Origin of the sequence: Nonomuraea sp. NPDC050663 (assembly GCF_044456985.1) — a bacterium.
Classification (GTDB): domain Bacteria; phylum Actinomycetota; class Actinomycetes; order Streptosporangiales; family Streptosporangiaceae; genus Nonomuraea.
The window spans coordinates 69,582-82,171 of the sequence record NZ_JBITGL010000007.1 but is presented as its reverse complement, the minus strand read 5'-3'; the positions used below and the strand labels follow the sequence as shown (position 1 = coordinate 82,171).

Sequence of the window (12,590 nt, the reverse complement as noted above, 5' to 3'; positions counted from 1 at the left end):
CGACGGCTCAGCCGACGACGACCAGCTCCCCCACCCGGGAGCCGAGCACCTCGCAGGCGCGGGCCGTCAGCCCGGTGTCGGTGATGAGCACGTCGGCCTCCTCCAGCTCGGCGATCGTCGAGATCCCGACCGTCTGCCACTTCGTGTGGTCGGCGACCACGACCAGCCGCCGGGCGCAGCGCACCAGCGCCCGGTCGGTGTCGGCCTCCAGCAGGTTGGGCGTGGTGAACCCGGTGCGTTCTGCCATCCCGTGCACGCCGAGGAAGAGCAGGTCGACGTGGAGGGTGCCGAGGGCGGCGACGGCGACGGGCCCGACCAGGGCGTCGGAGGGCGTGCGCACGCCGCCGGTGAGGATGACGGTCTGGTCGGAGCGCCCGTCGCGGTGGAGCACCTCGGCGACGGGCAGCGAGTTGGTCACCACGGTCAGTCCCGCCACGTCGGCCAGGTGCCGGGCGAGCACGGCGGTGGTCGTCCCCGCCGACAGGGCGATGGCGGTGCCCGGCTCGACCAGGGCGGCGGCGCGCGCGGCGATCGCCTCCTTCTCGGCGCGCTCGCGAACCGACTTGGCGGCGAAGCCGGGTTCGACGGCGCCGTCGAGGCCGAGGACGGTCGCGCCGCCGTGCACCTTGGCGATGAGGCCGCGCTCGGCGAGGCTCTCCAGGTCGCGCCGGACGGTCATGTCGGAGACGCCGAACTCCCTGACGAGGTCTGCGACGCGTACGGCACGGCGGGTCCTGATCAGTTTGAGGATCGCGGCCTGCCGTTGCGGTGCCAGCACGACATCACCATAAATCAACACCATGGGTGTGAATAGGCGTTGACTTCCGACCTTTGCCGCATTTGAGTGTGATGAAACCTGGGCGAAACGCATCGAGGAAACCTCATGTCCCCACATGTGACGCGCCGCGATCTGCTGTTGGGCGCCGCCGCTTTCGGAGTCCCCGCCATCCTCGCCGGCTGTTCCAACCCCGCCACCCGCACCACCGCTCCCACCAGCACCGCAGCGGCCGGACGCGGTGTGGTGACGATCGGCTCCAACGCCTCGGACGAGATTCCCAAGAAGTCGCTCGACGAGGTGACCAAGGCGTTCACCTCGCACGACGTCAAAATCAACACGGTCGATCACAACACGTTCCAAGAGAACATCAACCGCTACCTGCGCGGCACCCCCGACGACGTGTTCACCTGGTTCGCCGGGTATCGCATGCAGTTCTTCGCCGCCCAGGGTCTGGCCACCGACATATCCGATGTCTGGACGGAGATCGGCGGCGACTACACCGACGCCTTCAAGGCCGCCTCGACGGGCGCGGACGGCAAGCAGTACTTCGTGCCGTTCACCTACTACCCGTGGGCCGTCTTCTACCGCAAGTCGCTCTGGCAGGAGAAGGGCTACACCCCGCCCGCGACGCTCGACGAGCTCGTCGCGCTGGCCAAGAAGATGAAGGCCGACGGCCTGGTCCCCATCGCCTTCGCCGACAAGGACGGCTGGCCCGCGATGGGCACCTTCGACATCCTCAACATGCGCATCAACGGCTACGACTTCCACATCAACCTCATGGCCGGCAAGGAGGCGTGGACCGACCCCAAGGTCAGGCAGGTCTTCGACACCTGGCGCGGGCTCATGGAGTACCACCAGCCGGCCGCGCTGGGCCGTACCTGGCAGGAGGCCGGGCAGTCGCTGGCGCAGAAGAAGACCGGCATGTACCTGCTGGGCATGTTCGTGGCGCAGCAGTTCCCCGAGGCCGACAGGGGCGACATCGACTTCTTCACCTTCCCCGAGGTCAACCCGCAGTTCGGCACCGACTCCATCGACGCGCCGATCGACGGCTACATGATCTCGTCCAAGGCCAAGAACGTGGAGGGCGCCAAGCAGCTGCTCAAGCACCTGGGCCAGGCCTCCTCGCAGAACATCGCCACCAAGCTCGACCCCGGCACGCTGGCGGCCAGCTCGAAGGCCGACACCAGCGGCTACAGCGACCTGCAGAAGCGCGGCGCGGAGCTGGTCTCGCAGGCCAAGCACATCGCCCAGTTCCTCGACCGCGACACCCGGCCCGACTTCGCCTCCACCGTGATGATCCCCTCGCTGCAACGTTTCGTCGGCAAGCCCAACGACATCGACGGCCTGCTGAAGGACATCGAGAAGCAGAAGGTCAACATCTTCACGTCATGACCGCCAAAGACAAGTTATTGATCTTCGTCGGTCTCGGGCTGGCGATCGCGGCCGACCTGCTCCTCATCTGGGGGCCCACCCTGGCCTCCGTGGGGCTGTCGGCCACCGACTGGGACGGCATCTCGGCGATCAACGTCGTGGGCGCGGAGAACTACCACGACCTGGCCGCCGAGTACCCGCCGTTCTGGTCGGCGGTCACCAACAACCTGCTCTGGCTGGCCTTCCTCGGCCTGATCGCCACCCCGCTCGGCCTGCTGTTCGCCGTGCTCCTGGATCGCAGGCTGCGCTTCTCGCGCGTCTACCAGAGCGCCCTCTACACGCCCGTCGTGCTGTCGCTCGCGGTGGTCGGCTTCATCGCCCAGCTCGTCTACTCCTCCGACTACGGCGTGCTCAACGCCGTCACCGGCCTGACGACGGACTGGCTCGGCGACCCCTCGCTCAACATCTGGGTCGTCATGGTCGCCGCGGCCTGGCGGCACATCGGCTACGTGATGATCATCTACCTGGCGGGGCTGAAGGCGGTCGACCCGTCGCTGAAGGAGGCCGCCGCGATCGACGGCGCCAACGAGGCGCAGGCCTTTTTCCGCGTCGTCTTCCCGACGCTGCGCCCGATCAACGTGATCGTCCTGGTCATCACCGTGATCGAGGCCCTGCGCGCCTTCGACATCGTCTACGCCATCAACAAGGGCCGCAACGGCCTGGAACTGCTGTCGGTGCTGGTGACCGAGAACATCGTCGGCGAGGCCAGCCGCATCGGCTTCGGCTCGGCCATCGCCACCGTGCTCCTGGTGATCTCCCTCGGCTTCATCGTGACCTATCTGACCCAGCTCTTCAGGGAGTCGCGGTGACTCGGCAGAAGAGGAAACACCCGCTGCGATGGCTGCTCTACACCTTCCTGTCGCTGGCCGCGCTCGGCTGGTCGGCGCCGCTGCTGCTGGCCGTCTACGCCTCGCTGCGCCCCTACGACGAGACCGCCCGCCTGGGCTACTTCTCGCTGCCCGAGTCCCTGACGCTCGACTACTACACGCAGGCGTGGACGCAGGCCGAGCTGCCGAAGTACTACCTAAACACGCTGATCATCGTCATCCCCGGCGTGATCCTCACGCTCCTGCTCGCGTCGTTCGCCGCCTTCACGATCGCCCGGCTGCGCATCCCCGGGCGCAAGACCCTGCTGATCGTCTTCACCGCAGGCAACCTGCTGCCGCCCCAGGTGCTCATCACGCCGCTCTACACCATGTACACCTGGATCGAGCTGCCCGAATGGATGTCGTCGTCGCATTCCCTCTACGACTCCTACCTCGGCCTGATCCTCATCCACGTCGGCTTCCAGTTCGGCTTCTGCACCTTCGTCATGGCCAACTTCATGGCCACCATCCCCGAGGAGATCAACGAGGCCGCCCTGGTCGACGGCGCGTCGGTGTGGCGGCGCTACTGGCAGCTGACGCTGCCGCTGTGCCGTCCGGTGATCGCGGCCCTGTCGACACTGCAGTTCACGTGGATGTACAACGACTTCCTGTGGGCCCTGGTGCTGATGTCGTCGGGCGACAAGCTGCCGGTGACCAGCGCGCTGAACAACCTGCGCGGCCAGTTCTTCACCGACTACAACCTGCTCGCCGCCGGTTCTATCCTGGTCGCACTGCCCACGCTGATCATCTTCCAGCTGCTGCACAAGCAGTTCGTGGCTGGACTGACCCTGGGAGCCACGAAGGGATGAAGGTCACCGTCACCGGGGCGCGCGGCAAGGTCGGCCGCGCCGCCGTACAAGCCCTGCAGCAGGCCGGTCACGAGGTCACCGCCACCGACCTCGGGCCCGCCGTCCACGAACGCGAGCTGCCCGAGGAGGCCCGCTACCTGCAGGCCGACCTCACCGACGCCGCATCCGCCGCCTTCGTCGTCAGGGACGCCGACGCCGTCGTGCACGCCGCCGCCATCCCCGACCCGCTCGCCAACCCCCCGCACGTGGTGTTCGGCAACAACCTCATGGCGACCTTCAACGTGCTCGAAGGGGCGGTGCGTCAGGACGTCGCCCGGTTCGTCAACATCTCCAGCGAGACGGTGCCCGGCTTCTTCTTCCCCGAGCGGCCCTGCCTGCCCGTCTACGCCCCGGTCGACGAGGACCACCCCGCCTACCCGCAGGACCCCTACGCGCTGTCGAAGCACTTCGGCGAGCAGCTGATGGACGCCGCCGTACGCCGCAGCGACATCCGCTGCATCTCGCTTCGGCCCAGCTGGGTGCAGCACGAGGGCAACTACGAGCGCAACCTCGGGCCGCAGGTGCGCGACCACTCGGTGATCGGCGCCGGCCTGTGGAGCTACATCGACGTCCACGACCTGGCCGCCGCCATCGTGCTCGCCTGCGAATCGCGCCTGCCCGGCCACGAGGTGTTCTACATCGCCTCGCCCGACAACGCGGGCGGCCACGACTTCGCGGCCGTGCTGCGCGCCCACTACGGCGAGGCCGTCGAGCTGCGCCCGCTCACCCGCACCGACAGCTCGGGCATCGACTGCTCCAAGGCGCACCGGCTCCTGGGCTGGACACCGAAACGCTCCTGGCGCGACTACCTCGACACCGACGGCAGGGTGCTCCCCGCCGGGTGAGCTCGGGTTCCAGGGCCGCAGCCGACCTACTGGACCTACGAGCGGCGGCCGACCGTACGGCCCGCGCCTCTACACCGGCGCCCTGCTGAGGGAGCGGTCGCCGATCATGTGAGCGGCGGCCCGCCGCCCAGGGCACGCTCCACCGCCTCCGGCGAACGGGCGACGACCGCGCCACCGTCGTCGAGGGTGATGATGGGACGCTGGATCAGCTCCGGATGGGCGGCCAGCGCGGCCAGCCAGCGCTCCCTGTCGTGCTCCCATGACTCCATACCGAGCTCTGCCGCCACCTGCTCGCCCAGCCGGGTGATGTCCCACGGCTCCAGCACCAGCCTTGCCAGGACGGCGCGCAGCTCGTCGACGGTCGGCGGGTCCTGCAGGTAGTGCCTGACCGTGTAGTCGGCCCCGGCGCCGTCGAGCAGATCCAGCGCGGAGCGGCACTTGGAGCAGGCGGGGTTGATCCAGATTTCCATCAGGCCATCATGACGAGCCATGCCTGTTGATGGAGTGGCGGTACCGGTTGGTCCCCGGTACCGCCGTCAGGTCACGTCCACTCGTGTTCGGGTGCGCTCCAGTCAAAGTCGCGGGCCATGGTGTCCTCCCTCCGTCATCCGGCAGGGGACCAGGCTCGACGAAGCCGCTGTGGTGGCGCTTTGCACCCGCTATCGGCGACGCCGGCTTGCGCCGGCGCCGCCTTCCTGCCAGGTACGGCACTCACTCCCGTCCTATGCCGTACCGGTCACATCATCACCAGTCCCAGCTGGGCCGCTGCCATGAGCAGTCGCGCATCTCGTCCTCCTCTCCGTGTCGGGACTCCAGCATGATCGGGACGGCTGGACAGGCGCTGAACTCCCAGGCGGCCGGCAAGAGCGCCGCCACGGTCGCGTGACCCTGGCGCCCGCGTGGTCATGCTCATCAACCGGTGCTTACACGCGGCCGATCCCTCACGCCGTCATGAAGCGTGGTGCAGCAGCCAGGCGGCTCGCTGGGCCAGGGGCCACAGGAGCTCGTGGTCGGCGACCGGGTCGGCGACGGGCTCGCGGCGGTGGACCGACAGCATGCCCTGGAGCGTTCCCCACCGGTCGAGCAGCGGCGTGGAGTAGACGCCGCGCACGCCCGCGTCGAGCAGGACGCCGAGGGAGGGGCCGCCGGCGATCAGCGGGTCGCGCAGGATGTCGCGCACCAGCATGGGTGCGCCCTTGAGGAGGGCCTGGCCGCAGACGGACGCCTCGTCGCTGGCCACGATCTCGAAGTGGCGCAGGAAGGGGGTGCCGAAGCCGAACTGGGAGCCGATGCGCAGGCCGCCCGCGGCTGGGTCGTGGAACTGGGTGTTGCCCATGTCGGCGCCGGTCAGGTCGAGCGCTGCCTCAAGGGTCGCGATGTTCACGCTCTCACGCGAGGCGCCCGGCTCCAGTGACAGGAAATGCGAAAGGGAGGTGAGTGTGGGACTCACCCCTGGCAGCCACCAGGGCCAGACGGTGGTGGTGCGGCGCGCCGAATGCATCTCGGTCACCTGCCCAGTCTGGCACTCCCGTCACATCCGGGTGCGGGGTTCAGCCAACTCACAGGATCAGAGGGAGTCGTCGACGGCCTCGGCCGAGAGCACGTGGTCGAGCACCATCACGGCGCAGCCGCTGATGCCGGCGGCGGCGCCCAGGCGGCTGGGTTCGATGCGCAGGCGGCGGGTGGCGAGTGCGGTGGAGCGGCGGTAGACGACCTCGCGGATGCTGGAGACGAGCGGGCCGAAGGCTTCGGCGACGTCGCCGCCGAGCACGACCACGGAGGGGTTGAGGATGTTGACGGCCCCGGCGAGCACCTCGCCGATGCGGCGTCCCGCCTCGCGCACCATCGCCATCGTCTGGGCGTCTCCCGCGCGGATCAGGGCGGTGACGTCGTCGATGGTCTTGACGTCCTTGCCGGCGGCGCGCAGCTCGCGCAGCAGGGCGGTGCCTGAGGCGACGGAGTCGACGCAGTCGATGTTGCCGCAGCGGCACAACACGCCGCCGCCGTCGCGTACGGGGATGTGGCCGATCTCGCCGGCCGCGCCGAGCGCGCCGCGCAGGATCGAGCCGGAGGCGACGATGCCGGCGCCGATGCGGGTGGAGATCTTGACGAAGAGCAGGTCGCCGGTCTCCTCGCGGTAGGCGCCGCGGTGCTCGCCGACGGCCAGCACGTTCACGTCGTTGTCGACCAGGACCGGCACGTCGAAGCGCTGGCGGATGAGCGGCGGGATGACGACGCCGGTCCAGGAGGCCATGACGCGGGCGCTCTCGGTGCGTCCTTCGGCGAATTCGACGGTGGCGGGCACGCCCATGCCCACGCCGCGTACGGCGGAGCGCGGCCGGTCGCCGAGCAGCTCTTCCCAGGTGTCCATGAGGATCGGCAGCACCACGTCGGGGCCCTGCTCGACGTCGATGTGAAAGCGGCGGCCGGCCACTTCGTTGCCGGCCAGGTCGCAGACGGCCACGCGGGTACGGCTGGCGCCGAGGGCGGCGACCAGGACGACGCCTCCCGCGGCGTTGAACTCCAGCCGCACGGGCGGGCGGCCTCCGGTGGAGGGCGCGTCGGTGCGTTCGACGACGAGGCTGCGTTCGAGCAGCTCTCCGACGCGGAGCGACACGGCGGGCCTGGACAAGCCGGTGACCCTGCCGATGTCCGCCCGCGTGACGGCCTCCCCCGAACGGATCAGGGCGAGGACCTCACCGGTGGTGGCGTGTCGAGACATCACCGTTTAGTGAACCATAGATACCTAAGTAATGAAAGAACATGACTTATGTATCTCAAGATGCAAAAGATAGGTTGCAGAGAGACCCAAGTCTGGCTAATGTCCGGTAAGTCCGTTCACTTGGAGGCTTCTCGTGTCCCCCCTTGCCCATGAAGCTGATCTGGTCGTCTTCGGCGGTACCGGCGACCTGTCGATGCGCAAGCTGCTGCCCGCGTTGTTCCACTCCGACCTGGAGAGCCGCCTGGCTCCCCAGACCCGGATCATCGCCATGTCCCGTGGCGGTCTGGACGACGCCGACTTCCGCGGCAAGGTGGACTCCGAGGTACGGCAGAGCGTGCCGGACGACTCCGGGGCGTGGCAGCGTTTTCTCGGCCGGTTGCACCACGTGTCGGTCGACGTCGGGGGTGACGACACCAGCGGCTGGGCGGCGCTGACCCGCCTGCTGGCCGGTCACGAGCAGCGTGACCGCGTCTTCTACCTGGCCAGCCCGCCCATGACGTTCGGGCCCTTCTGCCGCGACCTGCACGGCGCCGGGCTGATCACCCCGCAGTCGCGCGTGGTGCTGGAGAAGCCGCTCGGGCGCGACCTGGCCAGCTCCCAGCTGATCAACGCCGAGGTGGGCCGCTACTTCGCGGAGGAGCAGATCTTCCGCATCGACCACTACCTGGGCAAGGAGACGGTGCAGAACCTCCTGGTCCTGCGCTTCGCCAACGCCTTCCTGGAGCCGATCTGGAACTCCCTCTGGATCGACCACGTGCAGATCACCGCCGCAGAAAGCGTCGGCACGCCAGGCCGCCGCGGCTACTACGACCACGCGGGCGCGCTGCGCGACATGGTCCAGAACCACCTGCTCCAGCTGCTCACCCTGACCGCCATGGAGCCGCCCGCGCGCAACGACCGCGAGGCCATCCGCGACGAGAAGGTCAAGGTGCTGCAGGCGCTGCGGCCCATCGTGGGCGACGAGGTGAGCCGCTTCACCGTGCGCGGGCAGTACGACGGCTACCTGGACGAGCCGTCCTCGACGCCGCCCACCGAGCTGTCGAAGCGGGTCGAGACCTTCACCGCCATCCGGGCCGAGGTCAAGAACTGGCGCTGGTCCGGCGTGCCGTTCTACCTGCGCACCGGCAAGCGCATGCCGTACCGGCGCAGCGAGATCGTCATCCAGTTCAAGGACGTGCCGCACGCCATCTTCCCCGGCGGCTCCCCCAACAGGCTCGTCATCCGCCTCCAGCCGGAGGAGGGCATCGAGCTGCACATCATGGCCAAGGAGCCGGGCGCGGGCGAGGTCACGCTCAAGCCCGTGCCGCTGAAGCTGAGCTTCGGCCAGACCTTCACCGCCCGCGTCCCCGAGGCCTACGAGCGCCTGCTGTCCGACGTGCTGGCCGGCAACCCCACCCTGTTCATGCGCCGCGACGAGGTCGAGGCGGCCTGGCGCTGGATCGACCCGATCCTCGAAGCCTGGGAGTCGTCCTCCGAGCTTCCCGAGCCCTACCCCGGCGCCACCACCGGTCCCGCCGGAGCCCACGAACTGCTCGGCCGCAGCGGTCGCGCCTGGCACGAGGAGGAGACCCCGTGACCACCCCTGTGAACCAGCAGATCCAGGACATCACCGACCGCATCATCGAGCGCAGCGCCGCCAGCCGGAGCGTCTACCTGAGGCGCATCGAGGCCGAGGCCGAGCGTGCCCGCGCCAAGGGCCCGGCCCGCGCCCACCTGGGCTGCGCCAACCTCGCGCACGGCTTCGCCGCCATGCCCACCGAGGACAAGCTGGCCCTGAGCGCCACCGCCAAGCCCGGCGTGGCCATCGTCACCAGCTACAACGACATGCTCAGCGCCCACCAGCCGTACGAGACCTACCCGCCGGAGCTCAAGGCCGCCGTGCGCAAGGCCGGCGGCGTCGCCCAGGTCGCCGGCGGCGTGCCCGCCATGTGCGACGGCATCACCCAGGGCCGTCCCGGCATGGAGCTGTCGCTCTACAGCCGCGACGTCATCGCCATGGCCACCGCCATCGCCCTGTCGCACGACATGTTCGACTCCTCGCTCCTGCTCGGCGTCTGCGACAAGATCGTGCCCGGCCTGCTCATCGGCGCGCTGCACTTCGGCCACCTGCCGGCGATCTTCGTCCCCGCCGGTCCGATGACCTCCGGCCTGCCCAACAAGGTCAAGGCCCGCACCCGCCAGCTGTTCGCCGAGGGCAAGGTCGGCCGCGAGGAGCTGCTCGACGCCGAGTCGAAGTCGTACCACTCGCCCGGCACCTGCACCTTCTACGGCACCGCCAACTCCAACCAGGTGATGGTCGAGGTCATGGGCCTGCACCTGCCCGGCTCGACCTTCGTCAACCCGCACACCGAGCTGCGCCACGCCCTGACCAGGGCCGCGGGCGAGCGGGCCGTGCGGATCACCGCCCACGGCGAGGAGTACGCGCCCGTCGGCCGGGTCGTCGACGAGAAGGCCATCGTCAACGCCTGCGTGGCGCTGCTGGCCACCGGCGGCTCCACCAACCACACCCTGCACCTGGTGGCCATCGCCGCCGCCGCGGGCATCGTGCTGACCTGGGACGACCTGGCCCAGCTGTCGAAGGTCGTGCCGTCACTCACCAAGATCTACCCCAACGGCCAGGCGGACGTGAACCACTTCCGCGACGCGGGCGGCATGCAGGTCCTCATCGGCGACCTGCTCGACAGCGGCCTGCTGCACGGCGACGTGCTCACCGTGGCCGGGCACGGGCTCGACCACTACCGCTCGGCCCCCGTGCTGAAGGAGCAGGAGCTGGTGTGGGAAGAGGTACCCACCCAGAGCGCCGACCTGGACGTGCTGCGGCCGGTCCGCGAGCCGTTCAGCGCCGACGGCGGCATCCACATGGTCGACGGCAACCTCGGCTGCGCGGTCAGCAAGGTCTCGGCGGTCAAGCCCGAGCACCTGGTGATCGAGGCGCCCGCCAAGGTCTTCGACGACCAGCTCGACCTGCTGGCCGCCTTCGAGCGCGGCGAGCTCGACGGGCAGGACTTCGTGGCGGTCATCCGCTACCAGGGCCCCTCGGCCAACGGCATGCCCGAGCTGCACAAGCTCACCCCGCCCATGGCGGTCCTGCTGGACCGCGGCCAGCGGGTCGCCATCGTCACCGACGGCCGCATGTCGGGCGCCTCGGGCAAGGTGCCGGCCGCCATCCACCTGTCGCCCGAGGCGGCCGACGGCGGACCCATCGCCCTGGTGCGCGACGGCGACGTCATCCGGCTCGACTCGGCCGCGGGCACGCTGGAGGTCCTCGCCGACCTGTCGGGCCGCGAACCCGACGGCCGCGCCCTCAGCGACGCCCGGTGGACGGGCACGGGCCGCGAGCTGTTCGCCGCCTTCCGCCGCATGGCGGGACCGGCCGAGCGCGGCGGCTCGGTGTTCACGGTGAGCGGGCAGGAGAACGACGACCACGGCCCCGGCCTCGGCTTCGCCGCCCCGGCGGGCGCCTCCCACGCGGAGACCGCCCGATGAGCGCCGTCCGTCCGGCGGCGGGTGTGTGCCGTACGGCGGCGGCCTGGCCGAAGGGCGGCGCCCGATGACGTGGCTCGTGGCCGACATCGGCGGCACCAACGCGCGTTTCGCCCTCGTCGACGGCCCCGGCGCCCGGCTGGAGCAGATCGAGGTCCTGGCCGTGGCCGACCACGCGACGCTCGACGACGCCATGGCCGCCTACCTGGACGGCAAGGGCGTCACCGTGCGGGCCGCCGCCGTGGCGGTCGCCGGTCCCGTGACCGGCCCCGACTACGCCCTGACCAACGCCCACTGGCGCGGCTCCATCCGCAACCTGGCCGTGCCGTACGCGGGCCTGCTCAACGACTTCGAGGCCCTGGCCCTGTCCCTGCCGTACCTGGAGGCCGGCGACCTGGCGACTCTGGGCGGCCCCGCGCCGGGCCACGGCGTCAAGGCGGTGCTCGGTCCCGGCACCGGCCTGGGCGTGGCGGGCCTGGTGCCCGCCGACGGCGCCTGGGTGCCGGTGCCGTGCGAGGGCGGTCACGTGACCGTCCCGGTGACCGACAGCCGCGAGGCCGAGATCATCCGGGTGCTGTTCGCCCAGGGCATGGAGCGCGTGGAGGCCGAGGACCTGCTGTCGGGCAGCGGCCTGCCGCGCCTGCATCGCGCCCTGGCCGTCGTCAACGGCGTCACCGCCCCCGAGCTGGGCGCCGCCGACATCGTCGCCCGCCTGGACGACTCGCTGTGCTCCGAGACCGTCGAGGTCTTCTGCGGCATGCTGGGCAGCTTCGCCGGGAACGTGGCGCTCACTCTGGGCGCCCGTGGCGGCGTCTACCTGGGCGGCGGCGTGCTGCCGCGTATCGTGGAGCGGGTGCGGGCCAGCGCGTTCCGCGCCCGGTTCGAGGCCGGTCCCACCGCGTACCTGGCGCCCATCGCCACCAACCTGATCACGGCCGCGCAGCCCGCGCTCCTGGGCGCGGCGGCCTATCTCACGCAAGAAAGGTTGTCCCATGAGCCTGCTTGACCTCGCCCCGGTGATCCCGGTCGTGGTGATCGAGGACGTCGAGACGGCGGTGCCGCTGGCGCGGGCGCTGGTCGCGGGCGGCCTGCCGGTGATCGAGGTGACGTTGCGCACGCCTGTCGCGCTGGAGGCCATCCGGGCGATCGCCGCCGAGGTGGAGGGCGCGGTGGTCGGCGCGGGGACGGTCAGGACGCGCGACGACGTCGAGGCCGCGGGGCGCGCGGGCGCGACGTTCGTGGTCTCTCCCGGCACCACACCGGCGCTGGTCGACTTCCTGGTGGAGGGCGACATGCCGTTCCTGCCCGGCGCGGCGACCGCTTCCGAGGTGATGGCGCTGGCCGAGCGCGGCATCACGGAGCTGAAGTTCTTCCCCGCCGAGGCGGCGGGCGGCCTGCCGTACCTGAAGTCGCTGGCCGGGCCGCTGCCCGACGTGCGCTTCTGCCCCACGGGCGGGATCAAGCCGGGCACCGCGCCGGCCTACCTGGCGCTGCCGAACGTCGGCTGCGTCGGCGGCACCTGGCTGACCCCGGCCGACGCGCTGGCCACCGGCGACTGGGCCACGATCGAGAAGCTCGCCGCCGAGGCGGCGGCGCTGCGCGCCTGAGCCCGGGCGC

General features: G+C 70.3%; 13 protein-coding genes. 8 read left to right on the top strand and 5 right to left on the bottom strand.

Going from position 1 to position 12,590, the window contains the following annotated elements; genetic code table 11:
- Positions 1-7: 7 nt before the first annotated feature.
- On the bottom strand, positions 8-778 hold the full coding sequence (locus ACIBH1_RS23010; RefSeq protein WP_397315913.1) for a DeoR/GlpR family DNA-binding transcription regulator: 771 nt from the start codon (positions 776-778) through the stop codon (positions 8-10).
- 105 nt (positions 779-883) lie between these two features.
- Between ACIBH1_RS23010 and ACIBH1_RS23005 the strand changes: the two genes are divergently transcribed.
- The 4 genes from ACIBH1_RS23005 to ACIBH1_RS22990 are packed head-to-tail and all read left to right on the top strand — an operon-like array spanning position 884 to position 4,768.
- Positions 884-2,170, top strand: a complete 1,287-nt coding sequence (locus ACIBH1_RS23005; RefSeq protein ID WP_397315912.1) for an ABC transporter substrate-binding protein — start codon at positions 884-886, stop codon at positions 2,168-2,170.
- Positions 2,167-3,018, top strand: a complete 852-nt coding sequence (locus ACIBH1_RS23000) for a carbohydrate ABC transporter permease (protein WP_397315911.1) — start codon at positions 2,167-2,169, stop codon at positions 3,016-3,018. The genes ACIBH1_RS23005 and ACIBH1_RS23000 overlap by 4 nt, the downstream gene beginning before the upstream one ends.
- Positions 3,015-3,884 carry a carbohydrate ABC transporter permease gene (locus ACIBH1_RS22995; protein WP_397315910.1) on the top strand — a complete coding sequence of 290 codons (870 nt, stop codon included), beginning with the start codon at positions 3,015-3,017 and terminating at the stop codon, positions 3,882-3,884. Before ACIBH1_RS23000 ends, ACIBH1_RS22995 begins: the two co-directional genes overlap by 4 nt.
- Entirely contained in the window at positions 3,881-4,768 is an 888-nt protein-coding gene (locus tag ACIBH1_RS22990) for an NAD-dependent epimerase/dehydratase family protein (protein ID WP_397315909.1), read from the top strand. The genes ACIBH1_RS22995 and ACIBH1_RS22990 overlap by 4 nt, the downstream gene beginning before the upstream one ends.
- 104 nt (positions 4,769-4,872) lie before the next feature.
- On the opposite strand, the gene ACIBH1_RS22985 is transcribed toward ACIBH1_RS22990, so the two are convergent.
- The 4 genes from ACIBH1_RS22985 to ACIBH1_RS22970 all read right to left on the bottom strand — a co-directional run bounded on the left by ACIBH1_RS22985 (position 4,873) and on the right by ACIBH1_RS22970 (position 7,490).
- Positions 4,873-5,238, bottom strand: coding sequence for an arsenate reductase family protein (locus ACIBH1_RS22985; RefSeq protein ID WP_397315908.1), 366 nt, complete (start codon positions 5,236-5,238; stop codon positions 4,873-4,875).
- 274 nt (positions 5,239-5,512) lie between these two features.
- The gene (locus ACIBH1_RS22980) at positions 5,513-5,644 is read right to left on the bottom strand and encodes a hypothetical protein (protein WP_397315907.1); all 132 of its coding nucleotides are present in this window, start codon (positions 5,642-5,644) and stop codon (positions 5,513-5,515) included.
- 73 nt (positions 5,645-5,717) lie between these two features.
- Positions 5,718-6,269: a GAF domain-containing protein gene (locus tag ACIBH1_RS22975; protein WP_397316305.1), complete on the bottom strand. Its 552-nt coding sequence runs from the start codon at positions 6,267-6,269 to the stop codon at positions 5,718-5,720.
- A 66-nt stretch (positions 6,270-6,335) separates the two neighbouring features.
- The gene (locus ACIBH1_RS22970) at positions 6,336-7,490 is read right to left on the bottom strand and encodes an ROK family transcriptional regulator (RefSeq protein ID WP_397315906.1); all 1,155 of its coding nucleotides are present in this window, start codon (positions 7,488-7,490) and stop codon (positions 6,336-6,338) included.
- A 133-nt stretch (positions 7,491-7,623) separates the two neighbouring features.
- On the opposite strand from ACIBH1_RS22970, the gene zwf reads away from it, so the two are divergent.
- The 4 genes from zwf to eda all read left to right on the top strand — a co-directional run bounded on the left by zwf (position 7,624) and on the right by eda (position 12,580).
- Positions 7,624-9,066: a glucose-6-phosphate dehydrogenase gene (gene zwf, locus ACIBH1_RS22965; RefSeq protein ID WP_397315905.1), complete on the top strand. Its 1,443-nt coding sequence runs from the start codon at positions 7,624-7,626 to the stop codon at positions 9,064-9,066.
- Complete coding sequence (edd, locus tag ACIBH1_RS22960) at positions 9,063-10,976, top strand: phosphogluconate dehydratase (RefSeq protein WP_397315904.1); 1,914 nt, start codon at positions 9,063-9,065, stop codon at positions 10,974-10,976. The genes zwf and edd overlap by 4 nt, the downstream gene beginning before the upstream one ends.
- A 64-nt stretch (positions 10,977-11,040) precedes the next feature.
- Positions 11,041-11,979 carry a glucokinase gene (locus ACIBH1_RS22955; RefSeq protein ID WP_397315903.1) on the top strand — a complete coding sequence of 313 codons (939 nt, stop codon included), beginning with the start codon at positions 11,041-11,043 and terminating at the stop codon, positions 11,977-11,979.
- Complete coding sequence (gene eda / locus ACIBH1_RS22950; protein WP_397315902.1) at positions 11,966-12,580, top strand: bifunctional 4-hydroxy-2-oxoglutarate aldolase/2-dehydro-3-deoxy-phosphogluconate aldolase; 615 nt, start codon at positions 11,966-11,968, stop codon at positions 12,578-12,580. Before ACIBH1_RS22955 ends, eda begins: the two co-directional genes overlap by 14 nt.
- Positions 12,581-12,590: the final 10 nt, after the last annotated feature.